Raw genomic sequence first — 21,263 nt, forward strand, 5'->3', positions numbered from 1 at the left:
AAAAAAGGAGGGAAAGTATGAATCAACAATGGAAAGAAAAATTATTAGAATTAATGAAAAGTGAAGACTATAAGCCTTTAAATATTCAAGGTATTGAAGAGGCTATGGAGTTGACTGATGCAAGTGACTTTCGAGAAGTAGTAAAAACGCTCGTTATGTTAGAAGATGAGGGTTATATTGTACGGTCTCGAAATAATAAATACAGCTTACCTGATCAATCTAATTTAGTAAGAGGTAAATTAACTGGCCATGCGAAAGGCTTTGCGTTTGTCATTCCAGAAGAAGCAGGGGCAGAGGATGTATTTATTTCACCATCAGATTTAAATGGTGCTTTACATGGAGACATCGTTTTAGCTCGTATTACAAAAGAAAAAAGTGATGCACGTAGAGAAGGGACAATTGTAAAAATTGTTGAACGTGGTCAAACGAAAATGGTAGGTACATACCAGGCTCAGAAAAGTTTCGGTTTCGTTGTTCCTGATGATAAGCGATTCGGAAGCGATATTTTTATAACAAAGAGTAATTCCCAAGGCGCAGTGGAAGGCCACAAAGTTGTTGTAGAACTTACTCAGTTTCCTGAGAATGGGAAAAATGCAGAGGGTATTGTAGTTCAAGTATTAGGACATAAAAATGATCCTGGTGTTGATATTCTATCGGTTATTCATAAGTTTGATTTACCGCAAGAATTCCCTAAGGAAGTAATGGATCAAGCAAATGCTGTACCTGATGAGATTGATGAATCAGCGATAGGTACTCGCCGCGATCTTCGAGATGAACAGATTGTAACGATAGATGGAGCGGATGCAAAGGACTTAGATGATGCTGTTACAGTAACAGCGCTTGAAAATGGTCATTACAAGTTAGGGGTACATATTGCAGACGTTTCATACTATGTGACTGATAACTCACCGATTGATCAAGAAGCTCATGATCGTGGAACAAGTATTTACTTGGTTGACCGAGTTATACCAATGATCCCACATCGTTTGTCTAATGGAATTTGTTCATTAAATCCAAAAGTTAATCGATTTACACTTTCATGTGAAATGGAAATTGACCAAAAAGGTGAAGTTGTTAAGCATGAAATTTTTGAAAGTATCATTAAAACAACTGAAAGAATGACATATAGCGATGTAAATAAAATATTAGATGAGCAAGATGCTGAATTACATGAACGTTACGAACCGTTAATCCCAATGTTTGAGGAAATGGCAAAGTTAGCGAAAATCTTACGTAATAGACGAATGACTCGTGGAGCAATCGATTTTGATTTTAAAGAATCAAAAGTATTAGTCGATGAAGATGGTCATCCAACTGATGTGGTCATTCGTGAGCGTTCAACTGCTGAAAAACTAATTGAAGAATTTATGCTAGTAGCTAATGAAACAGTTGCTGAGCATTTCCATTGGCTAAATGTACCGTTCATGTATCGTGTTCATGAGGATCCAAAAGAAGAAAAGTTACAACGATTCTTTGAATTTATTGCATCATTTGGATATACAGTTAAAGGTGCTGGAAATGAAATTCACCCGAGAGCGTTGCAACAAGTTCTAGATATGGTTCATGGGCAACCAGAGGAGACAGTCATTTCAACAGTTATGCTACGTTCAATGAAACAAGCGAAATATGAGGCGGATAATCTTGGCCATTTTGGATTAGCAGCGGAGTATTATACTCATTTCACATCGCCGATCCGTCGATATCCGGATTTAATTGTTCATCGATTAATTCGTAAATATTTAATCGAAGGAAAAATGGATAATGAGACAAAGCGTGAGTGGGATGATAAATTACCTGCAATCGCAGAGCATGCATCCAATATGGAGCGTCGCTCAGTTGAAGCAGAAAGAGAAACCGATGATTTGAAAAAAGCAGAGTACATGCTTGATAAAATTGGTGAAGAGTATGAAGGTATTATTAGCTCTGTAACAAATTTCGGTATGTTTATTGAACTACCAAATACAATTGAAGGATTAGTTCGAGTTGCTGATTTATCAGATGACTACTATAACTATGACGAGCGTACGTACGCTATGATTGGTGAAAGAACAGGGAAAATCTTCAGAATTGGTGATGAAGTATCTGTTCGAGTAGTTAACGTTAATAAAGAAGAACGAGCAATCGATTTTGAAATTGTTGGCATGAAATCGAACAAACCTCGTAGAAGCGGCGGTAAAGGCCCAGTTAATCTTGGCGGCGGCTCTGGTGGCGGTAGTGGACGAGGTGGACGCGGCAGAGGTTCTTCTGAGCGAAATGGAGATAGCTCTCGCAGTGGCCGTTCTCGTGGAAGACGTGGAGATAGTTCTTCACCTCGAAATGAAGAGAAAGAAAGCGGACGTGGCGGAAAATCATCGAGAAATAAACGCGATGATCGTTTTAATCCTACGAAAAGCAAAAGCAAGAGTAAAAAGAACAAACCTTTCTACGAAAAAGTAGCAAAAGGTAATAAAAAACGATAGTAAGTAAAAAGCAGTGGACAAAATTGTCCACTGCTTTATGTATACAAACATAATTTATGGTAAAATAAGTAAAGATAGAGAGGTGTTATTTATGCCAAAAGGTGAAGGGAAAGTAATTGCTCAAAATAAAAAAGCGTATCATGATTACTTTATCGAAGAAACGTATGAAACAGGTATCGTTTTGCAAGGTACTGAAATAAAATCATTACGTGCTGGAAAAGCTAATTTAAAGGATTCCTTTGCACGTGTTCAAGGCGGAGAAGTATGGCTTCATAATATGCATATTAGTCCATATGAACAAGGAAACCGTTACAATCACGAGCCATTACGTACTAGAAAATTACTACTACATAATAAAGAAATCGTGAAGTTAATCGGTTATACAAAGGAAACAGGTTATACGTTAGTACCTTTAAAAATCTATTTAAAAAATGGCTATGCTAAGCTATTACTTGGATTAGGTAAAGGTAAGAAACAATATGATAAGCGTGATGATTTAAAGAAAAAAGAAGCAAAACGTGAAGTAGAGCGTGCATTCAGAGATCGTCAGCGAATCTAATTGGATAAATGTTGAAGCATTGGAATTCTGTATTTCTTTTAGAAACAATTGTTAATTGCAACTTGAGTAGGATATGCTATAATAAGTTTGTAAGTTAATCAGCAACACAAATTGAACGATGTTCAGTTTTTATAAATTATGAAGCCTTTGCTTTATGCTTCGTAAGTCACTCATAGCGAACAGATCTGAATAAGTTCTGGGAGCATTTTATATGGGGACGTTACGGATTCGACAGGGGTAGTTCGAGCTTAAGTTGCGAGTCGAGGGGTCGGCCTCGTTAAAACGCAAAAGCCAATAACTGGCAAAAACAACAATTTCTCTTTAGCTGCTTAATTGCACTAAAGGCTCCTCCTATGTATCGCCCATGTGCATAGCTTAGAGGGGTTCACTCATTAGTGGGCTACGCCGGACCTCGCCGTCTGAGGGGAATGGAAGAGATTAATCAGACTAGCTATCAGGAAGCCTGTCATTGGGCCAAATGGTATGCGAAATTCTAATACAGTGACTACGCTCGTAGAAGCTTAAGTGCCGATATTCTTGGACGTGGGTTCGACTCCCACCGTCTCCACCAATACATACTGTTTGGTGGTTTTTTTATGCTTAAAATTATAAATTCTAAACCTCTTAAAACGTTGATATATCAGTGTTTTAAGAGGTTTTTCTATTTAGGAGTAACTGCAGTTAAATATAGTTTTATTAAATATGGTTCATTTTTAGTACGTTCATTTATAGATAAAAATAACCTATTTTAAATTTTAATTAGAACAATTAGATAGTAAGCTATGGCGATTTATCAATCGTGAATTTATAAGATTGTTTCGGATAAGTCAAGCTAGAGAAATGAATAGAATTTTTGGGAGTTAGACATAAAAGGTTTCTTTTTCATTGTTTATCCGTATAAATATAATGTTAAAAGTATTTTGCTGGTAAGAATTTCTAAATACTCCCTACTTAAAAAATGACTAATTTTTTCAAATTTCAATCTTTCCCTTAAAAATAAAAAAAGACAAGCATACAAAATAAGTATTCTTGTCTTTTTTTTCATTTAAAGTTCATTTTCGCAACTCCTGGAAAAAATCATAAGCTGGTCCTCAGTGTGAGGACCAGCATTTATCTGTAAATAGTAGCCTATTAAAATTATATATATAAGTTCTTATGCATTTACGATTAACTGCGCAATTTCCATTGCCTGTTCATTTAAATTCATCTTTTTATAATAATTAAATAATTCCTTCTTAGAACGCTCCACTAAAAAAGTAAAACCATTTTTAATAAACATTGGTAACGCTTTATTATTTAAATAATTATAGTACTCTTTTTCTTTAGATTTTAATAGATAAAGTAAAAGTTTGAATAAATGGATATATAAAATATAATTATTCTTTTTCGCTATGAACAATCCAGTTTCAGCATCATTTATTAATTCGTCTAGGTTAGAATAACCGTCTTCAAAAGAGCTTCGGATATAACCCTCTAATGATAATAAATAGGATAAAGATTCTGAATTTTTCAGTAACATAGAGTCTTTATAATACTTTCTTGCTTCCTTATAATTTTTACCTCTGTAAAATTCATAGGCTAAATTATGCAAGACTTTTGCTTTTCGATCAGGTGCATTACATAGTTCGCAGCTTCTAATCAAATTTTTAAAACGACTGATAATCTCTTCATCTAAAGTGTCACCTTGAATTTGAATAATCATTAACATTTCAGCATCAATAACTCTAAGATAGTTATTGATCTGTTTAAAAAATTGATGAGATTTTTCAGCATAATAATAGGCTAACACAGGAGCGTTTAATGTATGGTAAGCGGATGCTAAATGGTAATAAAATTCAGGGTTTTTATATACTGTATTATCGATGGACTTTAAAATTTGGATTACTTTACCATATTCTTGCTTCGCCAATGAATAGATTCCTAAAATATGCTTCAATAAGTTTCTTTCATAAGGAGCTAATTTGTCTTCTTTTTTTTGTAGCTTTTTTATGATTTTAAATGCTTCATTGCATTTACTATGTGCAAGAAAATATTTCGCTCTTAGTAACTGATACATATCATTATATTCCGAGATTTGAATTAATTCTTCCATTTCAAATTCATAGTAAATTTGATCCATCTCTTCAAATAATTGCATAATAATTACATCATGCCAGTGAAGTAATCGTTGTTTTATATTCATAAAATTAGCTACTTCTAATTCCATATCAATTCCAAGTCTTTTGGATAATAAATTTATAATTTCAGGTGCGTACTTTGTCTGTGCACATTCTATTTTACTAATATGGGTAACGGAGCAAATGTTTTTTCCTAATTGTTCTTGTGTTAGTTTGTACTTTTCTCGATAAAATTTAATGATTTTTCCTTCATACATAACTAAGTCCTCCTCCCATTCCAGGATGTTAAAAATAGTGCCTAATACTAAAATTCTACATTTAACAACAAAAATAGTATATTTAGAAAAGCCGTATAGTATGTGAAGTAATACTTAAAGATATGTTAAGGAAAAATAAAATTACGATAAATTTAAGAGAAAATGAAGAGTGAAATAGGGCTGATTACACAATATTTATCTATTCTTCAATTAATTACATTTATTAGGAAGACCATGTGTGCAAAATTGTATTATTTCAAAAGGTTTCTATAATAGTAGGAAATTTGTCGATTTTCGAGTTAAAGGTAGGAGGAGGATGGTCCATACAAAAAACTGTAAGCAAATTGGCTTACAGTTTTTTATTCGATCTTATTACCAATTCTAAAAAGCAAAGATAACTGCTTAGCTAAATATTGAGGAGTATAAGGCATGTCATTTCTTAACCAAGATACAATTGTACCAATCAGTGCTGATGACCCGTACCAAATAATAATATCCTTTTGAATATCCGTCTTAATGTGTAAAGAATCAATTTCTCTTCTTTTTGTGATTGTTTCAGTAATGATTTTTAATAATTGCTCTGTGAAGATTGGCGTTTTAGTAGAAGCAAGAACTACTTTATAAAACTTTGCATTCTCCGCTATATGTTCAAGTAGATTTAGAAGTCGCACTGAGTCAGTTTCATCTATAGACTTAAGGGTCGTTGAACCCCTCATAATAAGTCCAAGCCTCTCACCCATTTCCAAAGCCATATTCTCCATCATATCCTGTATGTCACGATAATGAAGATAAAATGTTACTCGATTAACTGTTGCACGATCGGCTATTCGATTAACTGTAATTTTGTTTAGATCCATCTCTTGAAGTAGTTCGATAAAAGCGTCTTTAATTAATTGGCGCGTACGAATGATCCTAGGATCTACTTTTGTTTTATCCTTCAAATCAAATCACCTTTTCCATGAAATTTACAATTTTTTTAAATGTGTTTATTATGTTTGGTTTTAACTACAGAACTAATAAGTGTGATAACTACAATACATTTCTTCAATTATTGTCGGTTGTAAGAATGAACTAACGAATTATAATGTAATTTATATCATGTTAATTATTAAACACTTTGTAAATTATGTCCATGATAAAGAGAGAAAGGATTGATGGGGGATTGAGTAAAAATTCTGTTTCAGACACAAATTCGATAAAAAAAGGTCCTATTATGTTCATTTTGATTTTAGGTGCCTTCATTGCAACCTTAAACCAAACGCTTATGAGTGTTGTAATTCCTGAGTTAATGGTTGATTTTCATATTAAGGCAGCAACAGCGCAATGGTTAACAACGGGATACATGCTAGTAAATGGTGTGTTAATCCCGATAACTGCTTATTTGATGCTAAGATTTACTACACGTGAACTATTTCAAGCATCTATGATTATTTTTTTAGCAGGGACCATTGTTTCTGCACTAGCGACTGATTTTCCAGTCTTGTTAACGGGACGCTTAATACAGGCAGCAGGTGCGGGTATTATTATGCCATTGCTAACAAACGTTATTTTGACACTATTTCCACCAGAAAAACGTGGAGGAGCAATGGGGATGGTAGGTTTAGCGATTATTTTCGCACCGGCGATCGGTCCTACGCTTGCAGGCTATATTATGGAGAATTACAAATGGGAGACGATGTTTTACGGGATGATTCCATTTGCGATTATTGTTATCGTACTTGGTTTCATTTATTTACGAAATGTATCTGATCGTATCAAAACAAAATTTGATCTTCTTAGCGTTACACTATCTACAATTGGTTTCGGTGCAATGCTTTATGGATTCAGCCGTGCTGGAAGTCTAGGTTGGTCAAATTCAGAAGTGATTAGTACGATTGTTATTGGCGTATTATCACTTGTACTCTTCGCATGGAGACAATTGGTTTCGCAAAATCCTTTACTTGATTTGCGTGCATTCAAGTTTAGTATATTCTCATTAACAACAGTTATTAATGTTGCAGTTACGATGGTAATGTATGCAGACATGATGTTACTTCCTCTATATTTACAAAATGCTCGAGGGTACACACCAGTTGAGTCTGGTCTTCTACTATTACCAGGTGCATTAGTAATGGGATTCCTTATGCCAGTTACAGGTAGATTATTCGACCGTGTCGGTGCTAAATGGCTAGCAATAGTAGGAATGATTATTACAATCGCAACAACGCTTGGCTTTACAAACCTAACGGACTCGACGAGTTACACTTATCTAGTTCTAATGTCCACAGGACGCCGAATCGGTATGGCATTAATGATGATGCCAATACAGACTGCTGGTTTAAATCAACTACCAAAGCAATTAAATGCACACGGTACAGCAATTACGAATACAATTCGCCAAGTTGCTGGAGCAGTTGGTACATCACTTCTAGTTACAGTTATGACAGATCGTACAAAAACACATATACAAGAATTAATTCCTACTGCAGCTTCTAAAGGTTTAACTCAAGCTCAACTTATAAAAGAAGCTTCAATAAATGGAATTAACGACGCCTATCTTGTGATTGTCGGAATAGGGATTCTTGGCTTACTACTTTCTTTCTTTATTAAAAAGGTTAAACAAGGGGCTTCAGAAGAGGCAACAGTTAACTTAAAAAAAGTAACAGTTAAAGCTTAATACATCATAATTTATTGGAGGAATATTTTCATGAGACTTCAAAACAAAGTAGCAGTAGTAACTGGAGCTGGTTCGGGAATGGGGAAAGCCATTGCTGCACTTTATGCTAAGGAAGGTGCAAAAGTGGTTGTATCTGATATTAATGTAGATGCTGCAAATAGTACCGTTGAAGAAATAAAATCAAACGGTGGGGAAGCTATAGCTGTTATGGCAAATGTTGCGCACGAAAATGATATTCAAAACTTAATCGATACTGCCGTAGATACTTTTGACACAGTAGATATTCTAGTTAATAATGCAGGAATTATGGATAATTTTGAACCTGCTGGTGATATTGAAGATGATAAGTGGGAAAGAGTTTTTGCGGTAAACACAACAAGTGTGATGCGCTCAACTCGCAAAGTCTTACCAATCTTTTTAGAGAAACAACATGGAGTGATTATCAATGTGGCTTCAGCAGGTGGCCTACAAGGAGCTAGAGCAGGAGCTGCTTACACAGCTTCTAAACATGCCGTTGTTGGTTTTACTAAGAATACTGGATTCATGTACGCAACGAATGGAATCCGTTGCAACGCGATTGCCCCAGGTGGAGTCGAAACAAATATTGGTTCTTCCATGACAAATATCAATCATTTTGGTATGGGACGTATTCAAGCAGGTTTAGGAGTTAATCCACGTGTAGGTAAACCTGAAGAGATTGCAGATATTGCTTTATTCCTTGCTTCAGATGAATCTAGCTTTGTTAATGGTACTGTGATTACGGGTGATGCTGGTTGGACTGCTTATTAAGATTAAGAATTTTATAAAAATAGGAAAGACCGTCTGATATTTTGGACGGTCTTTTGATTTTTTGAAATAATTTATAGGGTTTTATTAGGGAGATATTTGATAGTGGAGGGGATTACTTCTTTATTGTGACTGAATTATGAAAAATATGGAATGTACATAAATTTTTCGGATTATTTTGAGTTAATGTCCTACTTTAGATGTTACATTAAAAATATATTAATATTTTATTAATTTCGATTTTAAATTGAAACTAATACTAAATTAATATAACAAAAAATATGAACAAGGAGTGTTGTGTATGAAAAAGAAAATTATTTGTTTAATCTGTTTGGCTCTTCCAATTTTCGCAAAATCTGTAGAATCAGCATCAGCGACTCAGAAGTATGATGGGAAACTAACAGGTTATTTAGAATCCAAAAATGCATTCAGTACTTCAAAAGGGTGGTTACATGTAAAACACAATCAATATAGCGCAAAGGGGAAATCAATAAAAATAACACCATTAAAGAAAAATATAATAGGAATATACTCACCTGTATTTAGTGCTTCACAAACAATTAAAGGAGATACTTCATTAACAAATCAAAAAGTAGTTAGTAATGGTCAGTATAAACTTTCATTTGAAGTTATTAAAGGAGCGGATAAATCGTATGTAGGTGTTAGAGGTGAATTTTGGTAAAGGAACTTAGCTTTTATGAAAAAAATTCTATATAATCTATCTACACTATTACTATCCACATTATTCGTATTATATGTAATGAGAGCATTTCTAGGAGAATTTATTTCAAGACTTATTCCATATGCAAACGTAATATTTGGATATAGCTTATTTGTGTGTCTAGTATTAATTTTTAATACGATGGTAAATATGATTTTATATTATGCGAAAAACAAAAAAATCTATATTAGTAAATTTGGTTTTGGAGTATTTTCACTTTCTTATATAGTTTTGTTAGTTTCAGTTCTTTTTTCAAGAAACTCATTAGGGAATAATTATACAAGCAATTATGTACCTTTTAAAACGATATTTGGATATATATTCGGCAAAGCTGACTTTATTTACATCTTCTCGAATATCGTGGGGAATATTATAATTTTTATCCCTCTAGGATGTATAGTTTATTATTATTTTTATAGAAAGATAAAAGTTTCTATTTGTATTTTTATTTTAATTTTATTTGTAATACTTATAGAATACCTACAAAAAAAGTATATTGTAGGAAGTTTTGATATTGATGATATACTATTAAATTCACTTGGGGTTTATTTAGGGATAAAAATTTTAGTAGGAGCAGGGGACAAAAAATCTAAAAATTATTTTGAAAAATGGTAGAAAGCTTAATAAAAGTTATTGTTTATGAATTAACTCCACTTTGTTGGTGGCTTTTTTTTGAACTTAAATAAAAAAATTATAAAAATAACCCCTCATCTTTAAAAGATGAAGGGTATTCGGTCAAAATATATTATCCAACGTCAACGTCTTTCTTAACGTCCTTCTCATCAACCCAAGCCTCTAACTGATCACGACCCGGTAAGTTATCGATTTTATCAGCAGAGAAAACTGGATCCAAACCTTGTTTCTTTTGTGAAACATAATCTTTTAATAAAGCCTTTACAATTTTTGCTAAACGCGTAATAGCGTAAAGATTAACTAGTACCATTAATCCCATGAAGATATCTGCTAAAGACCAAATTAATTCAGCGCTATATAATGCACCGAATAAAACCATTCCAATCACTGAAAAACGGTATACATAAATTGATGTTTTCGAATGCTTCATGAAGCTAATATTTGATTCACCGTAGTAATAGTTACCCATAATTGTACTTAATGCAAATAAGAATACTGAGATTGCAACGAATGTTGCAGCGAAGTCTCCAATACTTACACGTAAAGATTCTTGTGTTAAAGGAATACCAGATAGCTTAGATGTTTTATAAACGCCTGAAACTAATACGATCATTGCTGTAGACGAACAGATGATAAATGTATCAACAATTACACCTAATGCTTGAATAAAACCTTGTTTTACTGGGTGAGTTACGTCAGCCGTTGCAGCCGCGTTTGGAGCAGAACCCATACCAGCTTCGTTAGAGAATAATCCACGACGAATTCCGTGAAGTACTGCAGCACCCATTACACCGCCAAACATTTGTTTAAACGTAAAAATACCATCAGAGAAAATTGCACCAAAAACATTTGGTAAAATATCGAAATTTGAAATCATAACCCATAAAGCTAAAATAATATAAACCCCAGCTTTAATTGGTACTAAAACAGTTGAGAATTTTGCAACTCGATGTACGCCACCAAAAATAATTAGTGCTGTAATAACAGCTAGTACAATCGCAGTTGTTTTTGTATTTACACCAAATTCATTATTGATAGAAGCAGCAATCGTGTTTGCTTGTACTGCGTTAAAAATAAGACCAAAAGATAAAGTTATTAAAATACTAAAAATAACTCCAAGCTTTCGATTACCTAAAGCTTTTTCCATATAATAAGCAGGTCCGCCACGCCATGAAGAACCATCTCTCACTTTATATAGCTGAGCTAATGTACTTTCTACAAATGCTGAAGCTGAACCAATTAAAGCCATTAACCACATCCAAAAAACTGCACCAGGTCCACCTAATGCTACTGCTGTTGCAACACCGGCAATATTCCCCGTACCTATACGAGCAGCCATTCCGATCATAAATGCTTGTAATGATGAAACAGTTTTTTTGCTTTTGTCTCTGTTTCGACCATCAACAAATAATAATCGAATCATTTCAGGAAAGAATTTAAACTGAATAAATCCTAAATAAACCGTTAAAAATAGGCCGATTGCTACTAATAAAATAACAATTAATTTAGCCCATAGATAGTCGTTGAGTACTGAAACCAATTCCGTCATGAATCCAACTCCTTTGTAAGAATATTCGCGAAATTATTCGATAATTTCGACTACAAAGTGTAATGATAAATTATTCTGTTAACAAAGGCAACAATTTTTTAGTTTTTGTTGATTAAAAAAAGTTAATATTAAAAAAAGATTAAAAAAGTAAGTGTTCACTTACTTTTTGTTGACGAAATCCATTTCGGTTAATATACTAGAAAAGTAAATAAACACTTACTTTTTTGTATTATGCTAAAACGAAGTAATTGGTTTCCTTTTTAAAAACGGTTTTTAAGGAGGTAAGTAGTGAATAAGGGAGAAAGAACAAAACATCATATCTTAGAGAAGTCTATCCAACTTTTTGCGAAAAATGGTTATGATGGTACGACAATTAATCAAATTGCAAAGGAAAGTAAAATTTCCGAAGCGACGATTTATAAGTATTTTAAAAGCAAACTGGATGTATTAATTACTTGTGTGAAGCCTGATATACAAGACGTATGGATGGAAGAAGATTTTAGTAAACTCTCGATTGAAGAATTGCTTAGATTATATGTTGAGAAAAGGATTAAATGGGTGGAAATGAATCGAAATCAAATTGAGATCTTGATCAGTGAAACTTTACGACATCCGGAGTTATCAGAAATTTTCTTTCAACAGATTTATCGTAAAACACCAATTGAAGAAGAAATAGAGTCAAGAATGCTTGCAAAAGAAACGAATTTTCATTTAGAAATTCCGATACTAAGTTTAAGTATGATTACGACAATTATAGCGATTCTAAATCTACAAAAAAGTGTTCTAGATAAAGATCCAATGCATATTACAGATGACGCTATAAATAAAATGGTGCAATTAATTTTATTTGGATTAATAGGAAATAAAAATCCCGAATAAACATGAAAATGAGTTTAATGGGAGGATGGTTTAGTATGACCTTTTATTTTTTTATAAAAGGGAGTATTAAACTATTTAAATGTAATAAATTGACCAAAATACATATTTGGTCAATTGGTCTAAAAGGGGAGTGAGAATGTGTTTAAACAAGAATGGAAAAATATTTTAAAGAAGCCAATGACAATTGCAACAATCATTGCAATTGGTCTTGTACCAATGCTGTATTCATTAATTTTCTTATCAGCTTATTGGAATCCTTATAATAAAACAGAAAAGCTATCGGTGGCAGTTGTTAACAATGACAAGGGTACTGAGTTTAATGATAAAAAGCTTAATGTAGGGAAAGATTTTGTAGATGGTTTGAAAGATAATAACTCATTCAAATGGAAAGTTACTAGTAAAAAACAAGCAATGGAAGGATTAAATGATGAAAAATATTATTTAGTCATCGAATTGCCTTCTGATTTCTCTAAAAATGCCGCTACGTTATTAGACGAAAAACCGAAGAAAATGAAATTAAATTATTACACGAATGCGGGTAAAAACTATGTAGGCGCGCAAATTGGTACAAATGCAATGAAAGAAGTAAATGCTTCTATCTCAAAGGAAATTACAGAACAATATGCTAAAACAGTTTTTGATAATTTCAAAGATATTGGAGATGGCATGACAAAAGCATCTGATGGTGCTGGTAAAATCAATGATGGTGCAGCAAAAATAACAGATGGAACTGATGTTTTAAATAAAAATTTAAAAAAATTAAATGACAGCATGATCACATTTGAGAATGGAAGTACAAAACTGAAAAGTGGAGCGACACAATTATCAGATGGTATTAAACAATCCAAAGATGGTGCTAATAAATTAAATACTGGTTTAAATGCTCTTCTAGAAGGAACTGGTACATTAAAAGCTGGTTCAAGTGATTTAAATAATGGACTTTCGCAACTAGCTGAAGGTGGTAATAAAATCGAAGCTGGGTCTTCTAAGCTAGAAGCTGGAAGTAACCAATTAAATGCTGGACTAAAACAATCTTATGCTGGTGCAACCAAATTGCAAAAAAATGAAGCAGGATTTAATGAGAATCTTGGCGCTACTAATGATGCTCTTAAATCAATTGTTAATGGATTGCAGGATGGTTCTTTAAGTAAAGAAGATTTACAGAAATTAAAAGCAATCTCAAATAGCTTAGATCAACTTTCAAAAGGAAGTAATCAAATTAAAACTGGTGTTGATCAAATTGCAGCAGCACAAGGTCAATTATATGAAGGTTCGAATAATCTAGTTGCTGGACAAAAAGAATTAAATACAAATTTAAGTTTATTTAATAGTAAATTGCAAGAAGCATCTAATGGAGCAAATCAATTAGCTCAAGGAAGTAATGATTTATACAATGGTACAAAGGAATTAAGTGAAGGAAGTTCGTTACTTTCATTTGGCCTAGGTAAATTAAATACAGGTGGGGACCAATTAGTCCAAGGGATCAATCAATTAAATGATGGTTCTAAACAACTATCTGATGGAACGAATAAGTTATATGATGGGTCTGGAGACTTATTAAAAGGAGCAACAGATTTAACAAAAGGAACAACTGAACTTCATAAATCCCTGAAAGATGGTGGAGATGAAGTAAATAAAGTTAAAACAAGTGATGAAACTGATAAATTCTTTGCAGAACCAACAGAGCTAGTTTCTCATAAATTGAATAATGTAAAAGAATATGGTGTAGGATTAACACCTTATATATTATCTATTGGACTATTTGCTGGTGGGTTAATGTTCACTTCAGTTTATCCAATGAGAAAGAATTCTATTGCTCCGACTACTGGTTTAGCTTGGTTCTTTAGTAAATATAGTGTTTTAATCTTCGTGGGAATCATGCAATCAATCGTAGCAGATCTGGTTTTAATTTACGGTATGGGGCTTGACGTGAAAAACGTGTGGTTATTCGTAGTGTTTACAATTATCACTAGCTTGACTTTCTATTCATTAATACAATTCTTAACTGTTACATTAGGAAATATAGGGCAATATTTAGTATTTGTTATGATGTTATTACAAATTGGTGGAACTTCAGGTACTTTCCCAATTTCATTAACACCAACATTTTTCCAAACGATTCATCCATATTTACCTATGACTTATGCGATAAAAGGATTCAGAGAATTAATCTCTAGTTCTGTTAGCAAAGGGTTTGTATGGGATCAAGTCTACTATTTATGTGGATTTGCAGCGTTATTCATTATCCTAACAAATGTAACCTTTGCAGTTCGTGTTAAATTATCAAAGAAAAAACAATTAAGTGAAATTGAGGCTTAAAGCGATAAAATAATAAAAAGGATTGAAGTCTAATAAAAAAAGATTTCAATCCTTTTTTACTATTAGTGAAATAAAAATCCAGTATCTTTAGGTCAATCTTTTATTGTAAAATTAGTAATGGAATATGGGAATAATGAAGGGAAATGTATAGAATCCCTTTACATTGTAAGGGAATTATCGTTAAAATTTTAACGTGGTTAATCTGATATTCGTACATCATGAGCGCTTAATACTTTCTATTTTACTATAAAATATAAAAAAATAAGGAAGCGTTTTCATTTAATAGAAAAGTGGTGAATAAATGAAACTAACTGACATCGATAAAAAAATTCTAGAGATGCTCACAAAAAATGGTCGAATGTCATACGCCGATATTGGAAAAGAACTTAATTTATCAAGAGTTTCGATCCGTGAACGTGTGAACCAATTAATAAAAAACGGGGTTATTGAGAGATTCTCAGTAGTTATTAATTCAGAAAAAATAGGTAAAGGTGTATCTGCATTCTTTGAAGTAGATTGTGAACCAGCTTATTTAGTAGTCGTAGCCGAAGCACTTGCAGATAATCCTGTTGTAGCGAGTTGTTATCAAATGACAGGTCCAAGCACTTTACATATGCATGTATTAGTTGATGACTTTGTCAGCTTAGAACAATTTATAAATAATGAATTATATGCTTTAGAAGGAATAACAAGGGTAGAAAGTCATATTTTATTACGAAGATTTAAGAGTAGAAATGGCTTAAAATTATAGTTGTCATGGCGAGGGATTGGTAATCCCTCGTCTTTTTTTACTATTTTTTGTAAAAATTCATAAAATTATAGAATATTCTGTCTACCGGGGGTATAATCGGAAATAATTAAAATTTACATTGTTAGGTTATACGGTGATTAAGGTTAACAAACGTATGTAATTTTAGTTAATATACTTACAAGTGGAGTAGGTGGAAAGATGGCGTCACTCATATTAAGAAGGTTGTTTCAATTGTTTTTATTATTGCTAGGTATCTCCTTTTTAGTCTTTGCTTCTATGCATTTAGCACCTGGTGACCCAGCTGCAATCATTGGCGGACCTACAGCAACAAAAGCTGATTTAAATGCCATCCGAGAAAGTTTGGGACTGAACGACTCGTTTTTTGTCCAATATTGGCATTATTTATCAGGCGTATTACATGGGGATTTAGGATATTCCTTTCAAACGAAACAGTCGGTTGCAGAGGCAATTTCAATCCGTTTTCCTAATACTTTAAGTTTAGCAATCGCGAGCATGGTAGTAGCAGTAATAATCGGGGTAATAACTGGAATTGTCTCTGCACTTAAGCAAAACTCGTGGATGGATGTATCAAGTACAATAATAGCCCTTGCAGGTATTTCAGTACCTAATTTTTGGCTAGGTGCCATCCTTATTCTTATTTTCGGAGTTAATCTACAAATTCTTCCCGTTGGAGGACTCGATTCACCAATTTGGACGGTAGAAGGATTTAAGCAAATCATTTTACCTGCCATTGCACTTGGAACTGCCTCGGCTGCAATGATTGCAAGAATGAGTCGTTCATCTATGTTAGAGGTAATTCGAGCTGATTACATACGAACTGCAAGAGCGAAAGGTGTAAAAGAAAAATCAATTGTTTGGATTCATGCTTTAAAAAACTCGATGATTCCAGTCATAACTGTTATTGGTTTAAACTTCGGATTTCTTCTTGGAGGAACAATCATTACAGAACAAGTATTTGCGATTAACGGTGTCGGCAGACTTATGATCGATGCAATTGCAGCTAGAGATTTTCCAATGGTTCAAGGGGCAGTATTACTTGTAGCATCTTTGTTTGTAATCGTGAATTTACTTGTTGATATTTTATATGTATTTATCGATCCGAGAATTAGCTACGATTAATCGGCTAGAAGGGAGGAAGGATTTTGTCTACAGAAGTTGTCATTAATAATATAAGTGCAAAGCAAGCTAGTACAAAAAAGAAAGAAAAATTTATTATCCAAACGTTTAAACGTTTAATCAAAAATAGATTAGCTGTTTTTGGATTAATCATTATTATTTTACAAATTTTAATGGCATTATTTGCACCACTAATTACGATCCACGATCCGATTAAACAAAATTTAGCATCAACAGAACTGCCATTATTCTCAAGTGGACATTGGTTAGGTACAGATAATTATGGTCGAGATATGTGGAGCCGAATTGTATTCGGATCAAGAGTATCACTCGTTGTTGGATTCAGTGCAGTGATTCTTGGTTTAATTGGTGGTATTACAATAGGCATGCTAGCTGGCTATTTTTCAAAACTAGATGGCTTGCTTATGAGAATAGTAGATTTATTATTTGCTTTTCCTGGAATTTTACTAGCCATGCTAATTATCGCAATTCTTGGGACAAGTCTAGTAAATGTAGCAGTTGCGATTAGTATTTGGTCCATTCCTTCATGTGCAAGAATTGTTCGTGGTTCGGTTTTATCTATTAAGAAGCAAGAATACATACAAGCAATGAAGACTTTAGGTGCAAGTAATTTAAGAATTATGGTGAAGCATATTTTACCAAACTGTATGGCACCAATCATAGTTTTTGCCACAATGAGAATGGCTACTGCTATTTTATCAACGGCATCATTAAGTTATTTAGGTCTTGGTGCACAACCACCAACAGCCGAATGGGGATCAATGATCTCCGGGGGGCAAGATTATATGTTTTCTTCCCCACATATGACAATCGTACCAGGGATCGCAATTATGCTGATCGTTTTCTCTTTTAATGTCGTAGGTGATGGATTAAGAGATGCTTTAGATCCAAATATGAATATTAATGACTGAGGAGATGGGTAAATGAAAAAATGGATGGTTATCGTAATTAGTGCAATTCTACTTCTTGCTGGATGTTCTAGTAAAACAACTGGATCAAATAGCGCTAATGTTTCGCAAGAACTTACATATGCTTCAACATCAGATGTAGTAGGTTTGTCACCAATCTTAACAAATGATTCTGTATCAGCTAATGTCATCATGCAAGTTTATGAAACTTTATTTAAAAGAAATCCAAAAACAATGGAAATCGAACCTTTATTAGCAGAATCTTATACGAATCCAGATGATAAAACTTGGGAAATTACATTAAAAAAAGGGGTTAAGTTTCAAGACGGAACAGATTTTAACGCAGAAGCAGTAAAATACACATTTGATAAATTCCGTGATCCAAAAACTGCTGCTCCTCGTGCTTCATTATTAGAACCAATTCAATCAGTTAATGTAATTGATGATTATAAAGTAGAAATTAAAACGAAATATCCATATGGACCACTATTAGCTGCACTTGCTCATACTGCTGCTTCAATCGTAAGCCCTGAGGCAGATAAAAATAGTGATTTAATGAAAACACCTGTAGGAACTGGGCCATTTAAGTTTGTTAGCTGGACACCTGGTGACCAAATCGTTCTTGAGGCAAACAAAGATTATTGGAATGGTGCACCTAAATTGAAAAAGGTTACTTTTAAAGTAGTACCTGAAGTTTCCACAGCAATTTCAATGCTACAAACAGGAAAAGTACAATTTATTGATGCTCTTCCATCTGAACAAATTAAGCGTCTAGAATCAATTAAAAATGTAAAAGTGACAAAAGCAGAAGGAACACCTGTTTATTATTTAGGATTTAACATGAAAAAAGCACCAATGAATAATTTAGCATTCCGTCAAGCAGTAGCTTATGGATTAGATCGTAAAGCATATATTAATCAGCTAAATGGATTAGGTGTAGAAGGTAATAGTGTAATTGGACCAAAAGTTTTCGGATATGATCAATCTGAAGAAAAAGTGGGCTATTCTTATGATTTAGAAAAAGCTAAAAAGCTGATTAAAGATAATGGATTTGAAGGAAAAGAAGTAAAGATGCTAGTACCAAATCGAGATATGTATATGAAAATGGCTGAAATTGCTCAATCTCAAATGACGGAAATTGGTCTGAAAGTTAAGCTTGAAACGATGGAATGGGGAACTTTCTTAGATGCAGCAACGAAAGGTCAATACGATGTAACGTTCTTAGGATGGGCAAATAGTACAGCGGATGGTAGTGAATTATTATATCCAAACTTCCACTCAGACAACGTTGGATCATCAAACCGAATTTCATATAGTAATAAGCAATTTGATCAGTTAGTTAATGAATCTCGTCAAACGATTGACCAAAATGCACGAAAAGAAAAATTAAAAGAAGCAAATGAATTATTAGTAAAAGATGCTCCTGTAATCGTTATGAATCAAGGTGTAGTAACATCTGCCGTTGATCAATCGGTGAAAGGTATTGAAATTGATCCTACTGGCCAATGGTCATTATACAACGTACACAGAGAGTAGGTAATAGTATGTCAACAGAGCTTCTATCTGTAAATAATTTAGTAACAACGTTTCGAACAGCTGATGGAGAAATCCCGGCTGTTCGAAACATATCTTTTTCAGTTAATAAAAGTGAAACCTTATGTATAGTTGGCGAATCAGGTTGCGGAAAAAGTATTACTTCATTATCTATTATGGGATTATTGCCAAGTAATGGATCAATAAAAAGCGGTTCAATTCAATTAGAAGGAACTGATTTAACTAAGTTAACAACTGATGAATTAAGAAAAATAAGAGGCAATAAAATATCGATGATTTTTCAAGAGCCGATGACTGCATTAAACCCGGTAATCACAATTGGTTATCAGCTACGCGAGCCACTTATGATCCACCAAAAGCTTTCTAAACAAGAAGCAAATCAAAAGGGAATTGAACTCTTAAAGCAAGTCGGGATTCCATATCCTGAAAAAAGCATGACTCAATATCCCCATGAGTTAAGTGGTGGGATGAGGCAAAGGGTTATGATTGCTATTTCATTAGCTTGTACACCTGGACTCTTAATTGCAGATGAGCCAACGACTGCACTTGATGTTACGATTCAATCTCAAATATTAGATTTAATCCATGAGCTACAAGAACAACTCGGAATGGGTGTCATCATGGTTACACATGATATGGGAGTCGTAGCTGAAATTGCTGATAAAGTGATGGTTATGTATGCAGGAGAAAAGATAGAAGAAGGTCCAGTTGAAGAGATTTTTAATCATCCATGTCATCCATATACTAGGGGATTATTAAGCTCTGTACCAAATGTAGATGATCCCGATTTTGAATTAGAAGCAATCCCAGGTTCGACGCCGAGCCTAAATGAACAAATAACTGGCTGCCGTTTTCATCCACGTTGTGAACACGCATTAGCACGTTGCAAAGTTGAAGTCCCTAAAGAATTTAAAATAAAGGAAGGACATACAGTTAAATGTTGGCTGAGTGAGGAGGATGCGATATGACTCTAACAAAAAGTAAATCTTTATTAGAGCTACGAAATGTTAAAAAATATTATCCGATTCGTGGAGGCTTACTAAAAAAAGTTCAAGGTCATGTCAAAGCAGTTGAAGAAGTTAGTTTAACACTAATAGAAGGTGAAAGTTTAGGCGTTGTAGGTGAATCAGGTTGCGGTAAATCTACATTGGGAAAAACGATTTTAGGACTTGAAGAAATTACTGACGGAAAAGTATTTTTTAAAGATACAGAAATCCAACATTTATCCAATAAGAGTCGAAATGATTTTAAGAAAGAAATGCAAATGATTTTCCAGGATCCATATGCTTCATTAAATCCAAGACAGAGAATTGGAGATGCCTTGGAAGAGGTATTTGTCATCCATACGAATCTATCAAAACAAGAACGAAAAGAGAAAGTAATCGGTTTACTTCGTGAGGTAGGTTTAAATGAAGATCATTATGATCGATATCCTCATGAATTTAGTGGTGGACAGCGTCAACGAATTGGAATTGCACGAGCGATTGCGCTTAACCCATCGTTAATTATTTGTGACGAGGCAGTTTCAGCACTTGATGTGTCTGTACAAGCACAAGTATTAAAACTATTAAAATCATTACAAGCAAAATATAATCTAACTTATTTATTTATCTCGCATGATTTAGGAGTTGTACGATATTTCTGTGATCGAGTTTTAGTAATGTACTTAGGAAATACAGTTGAGCTTGCTCCTGCTGACAAGCTATATAATAACCCACTACATCCTTATACAAAGGCGTTACTATCTGCGATTCCACGTCCAAAGGTAGGAAAAAGATCTGAGAAAATTCGTTTGACAGGAGAAATTCCAAATCCAGCAAACCCACCTTCAGGTTGTACATTCCGTACTCGTTGTCCACTAGCAACAGAGCTTTGTGGGCAAGTAAAACCAGAGTGGAAGGAAATTGAAGAAAATCATTTTGTTGCATGTCACCATGTAGATGCTTAAAGGAGAAGA

General features: G+C 33.7%; 17 protein-coding genes and 1 other RNA gene. 15 read left to right on the forward strand and 3 right to left on the reverse strand.

Features of this window, described 5'->3' with window-relative positions; all coding sequences use genetic code 11:
* Positions 1-17: 17 nt before the first annotated feature.
* The 3 genes from rnr (at position 18) to ssrA (ending at position 3,589) form a co-directional block, all read left to right on the forward strand.
* Entirely contained in the window at positions 18-2,459 is a 2,442-nt protein-coding gene (gene rnr, locus BM319_RS14935; protein ID WP_091023433.1) for a ribonuclease R, read from the forward strand.
* 91 nt (positions 2,460-2,550) lie between these two features.
* On the forward strand, positions 2,551-3,018 hold the full coding sequence (smpB, locus tag BM319_RS14940) for an SsrA-binding protein SmpB (RefSeq protein ID WP_025569157.1): 468 nt from the start codon (positions 2,551-2,553) through the stop codon (positions 3,016-3,018).
* A 213-nt stretch (positions 3,019-3,231) separates the two neighbouring features.
* Positions 3,232-3,589: a transfer-messenger RNA gene (ssrA, locus tag BM319_RS14945) on the forward strand.
* Positions 3,590-4,171: 582 nt separating this feature from the next.
* On the opposite strand, the gene BM319_RS14950 is transcribed toward ssrA, so the two are convergent.
* Positions 4,172-5,392 carry a helix-turn-helix domain-containing protein gene (locus tag BM319_RS14950; RefSeq protein ID WP_069034912.1) on the reverse strand — a complete coding sequence of 407 codons (1,221 nt, stop codon included), beginning with the start codon at positions 5,390-5,392 and terminating at the stop codon, positions 4,172-4,174.
* 359 nt (positions 5,393-5,751) lie between these two features.
* Positions 5,752-6,333: a TetR/AcrR family transcriptional regulator gene (locus tag BM319_RS14955; protein WP_069034911.1), complete on the reverse strand. Its 582-nt coding sequence runs from the start codon at positions 6,331-6,333 to the stop codon at positions 5,752-5,754.
* A gap of 272 nt (positions 6,334-6,605) precedes the next feature.
* On the opposite strand from BM319_RS14955, the gene BM319_RS14960 reads away from it, so the two are divergent.
* The 4 genes from BM319_RS14960 (at position 6,606) to BM319_RS14975 (ending at position 10,170) form a co-directional block, all read left to right on the forward strand.
* Positions 6,606-8,048 carry a DHA2 family efflux MFS transporter permease subunit gene (locus BM319_RS14960; RefSeq protein ID WP_502686152.1) on the forward strand — a complete coding sequence of 481 codons (1,443 nt, stop codon included), beginning with the start codon at positions 6,606-6,608 and terminating at the stop codon, positions 8,046-8,048.
* Between the two features lie 30 nt (positions 8,049-8,078).
* Entirely contained in the window at positions 8,079-8,837 is a 759-nt protein-coding gene (locus tag BM319_RS14965; RefSeq protein WP_091023438.1) for an SDR family oxidoreductase, read from the forward strand.
* Between the two features lie 298 nt (positions 8,838-9,135).
* On the forward strand, positions 9,136-9,516 hold the full coding sequence (locus BM319_RS14970; RefSeq protein ID WP_069034908.1) for a hypothetical protein: 381 nt from the start codon (positions 9,136-9,138) through the stop codon (positions 9,514-9,516).
* Between the two features lie 189 nt (positions 9,517-9,705).
* Positions 9,706-10,170, forward strand: coding sequence for a VanZ family protein (locus BM319_RS14975; protein ID WP_175403523.1), 465 nt, complete (start codon positions 9,706-9,708; stop codon positions 10,168-10,170).
* Positions 10,171-10,300: 130 nt separating this feature from the next.
* On the opposite strand, the gene BM319_RS14980 is transcribed toward BM319_RS14975, so the two are convergent.
* Positions 10,301-11,737 (reverse strand): alanine/glycine:cation symporter family protein, encoded by a 1,437-nt coding sequence (locus BM319_RS14980; RefSeq protein WP_069034906.1) that lies wholly within the window; start codon positions 11,735-11,737, stop codon positions 10,301-10,303.
* Positions 11,738-12,025: 288 nt separating this feature from the next.
* Here BM319_RS14980 and BM319_RS14985 point away from each other — a divergent pair, with 288 nt between their 5' ends.
* The 8 genes from BM319_RS14985 (at position 12,026) to BM319_RS15020 (ending at position 21,254) form a co-directional block, all read left to right on the forward strand.
* Positions 12,026-12,616, forward strand: a complete 591-nt coding sequence (locus tag BM319_RS14985; RefSeq protein ID WP_069034905.1) for a TetR/AcrR family transcriptional regulator — start codon at positions 12,026-12,028, stop codon at positions 12,614-12,616.
* Between the two features lie 138 nt (positions 12,617-12,754).
* On the forward strand, positions 12,755-14,935 hold the full coding sequence (locus BM319_RS14990; protein ID WP_091023440.1) for a YhgE/Pip domain-containing protein: 2,181 nt from the start codon (positions 12,755-12,757) through the stop codon (positions 14,933-14,935).
* 301 nt (positions 14,936-15,236) lie between these two features.
* Positions 15,237-15,686 carry an Lrp/AsnC family transcriptional regulator gene (locus BM319_RS14995; RefSeq protein WP_069034904.1) on the forward strand — a complete coding sequence of 150 codons (450 nt, stop codon included), beginning with the start codon at positions 15,237-15,239 and terminating at the stop codon, positions 15,684-15,686.
* 198 nt (positions 15,687-15,884) lie between these two features.
* Complete coding sequence (nikB, locus tag BM319_RS15000; protein ID WP_091023442.1) at positions 15,885-16,826, forward strand: nickel ABC transporter permease; 942 nt, start codon at positions 15,885-15,887, stop codon at positions 16,824-16,826.
* A 23-nt stretch (positions 16,827-16,849) separates the two neighbouring features.
* Positions 16,850-17,755: an ABC transporter permease gene (locus BM319_RS15005; RefSeq protein ID WP_254664623.1), complete on the forward strand. Its 906-nt coding sequence runs from the start codon at positions 16,850-16,852 to the stop codon at positions 17,753-17,755.
* A 12-nt stretch (positions 17,756-17,767) separates the two neighbouring features.
* The gene (locus BM319_RS15010; RefSeq protein WP_091023444.1) at positions 17,768-19,288 is read left to right on the forward strand and encodes a glutathione ABC transporter substrate-binding protein; all 1,521 of its coding nucleotides are present in this window, start codon (positions 17,768-17,770) and stop codon (positions 19,286-19,288) included.
* An 8-nt stretch (positions 19,289-19,296) separates the two neighbouring features.
* Positions 19,297-20,274: an ABC transporter ATP-binding protein gene (locus BM319_RS15015; RefSeq protein WP_091023446.1), complete on the forward strand. Its 978-nt coding sequence runs from the start codon at positions 19,297-19,299 to the stop codon at positions 20,272-20,274.
* On the forward strand, positions 20,271-21,254 hold the full coding sequence (locus tag BM319_RS15020; protein WP_091023448.1) for an ABC transporter ATP-binding protein: 984 nt from the start codon (positions 20,271-20,273) through the stop codon (positions 21,252-21,254). Before BM319_RS15015 ends, BM319_RS15020 begins: the two co-directional genes overlap by 4 nt.
* The last annotated feature ends 9 nt before the right edge of the window (positions 21,255-21,263 follow it).

The sequence above is a fragment of the Bacillus sp. UNCCL81 genome, from assembly GCF_900112535.1.
GTDB classification, from domain to species: Bacteria; Bacillota; Bacilli; order Bacillales; family Bacillaceae_G; genus Gottfriedia; species Gottfriedia luciferensis_B.

What these genes read in the sequence shown, in the direction of transcription:
- BM319_RS14965 (WP_091023438.1), top strand. Translation starts at nt 8,079, where the DNA reads ATGAGACTTCAAAACAAAGTAGCAGTAGTAACTGGAGCTGGTTCGGGA.
- BM319_RS15015 (WP_091023446.1), top strand. Translation starts at nt 19,297, where the DNA reads ATGTCAACAGAGCTTCTATCTGTAAATAATTTAGTAACAACGTTTCGA.
- BM319_RS15020 (WP_091023448.1), top strand. Translation starts at nt 20,271, where the DNA reads ATGACTCTAACAAAAAGTAAATCTTTATTAGAGCTACGAAATGTTAAA.
- smpB (WP_025569157.1), top strand. Translation starts at nt 2,551, where the DNA reads ATGCCAAAAGGTGAAGGGAAAGTAATTGCTCAAAATAAAAAAGCGTAT.
- BM319_RS14980 (WP_069034906.1), bottom strand. Translation starts at nt 11,737, where the DNA reads ATGACGGAATTGGTTTCAGTACTCAACGACTATCTATGGGCTAAATTA.
- BM319_RS14950 (WP_069034912.1), bottom strand. Translation starts at nt 5,392, where the DNA reads ATGTATGAAGGAAAAATCATTAAATTTTATCGAGAAAAGTACAAACTA.
- nikB (WP_091023442.1), top strand. Translation starts at nt 15,885, where the DNA reads ATGGCGTCACTCATATTAAGAAGGTTGTTTCAATTGTTTTTATTATTG.
- BM319_RS14995 (WP_069034904.1), top strand. Translation starts at nt 15,237, where the DNA reads ATGAAACTAACTGACATCGATAAAAAAATTCTAGAGATGCTCACAAAA.
- BM319_RS15010 (WP_091023444.1), top strand. Translation starts at nt 17,768, where the DNA reads ATGAAAAAATGGATGGTTATCGTAATTAGTGCAATTCTACTTCTTGCT.
- BM319_RS14960 (WP_502686152.1), top strand. Translation starts at nt 6,606, where the DNA reads ATGTTCATTTTGATTTTAGGTGCCTTCATTGCAACCTTAAACCAAACG.
- BM319_RS14975 (WP_175403523.1), top strand. Translation starts at nt 9,706, where the DNA reads ATGATTTTATATTATGCGAAAAACAAAAAAATCTATATTAGTAAATTT.
- BM319_RS14970 (WP_069034908.1), top strand. Translation starts at nt 9,136, where the DNA reads ATGAAAAAGAAAATTATTTGTTTAATCTGTTTGGCTCTTCCAATTTTC.
- rnr (WP_091023433.1), top strand. Translation starts at nt 18, where the DNA reads ATGAATCAACAATGGAAAGAAAAATTATTAGAATTAATGAAAAGTGAA.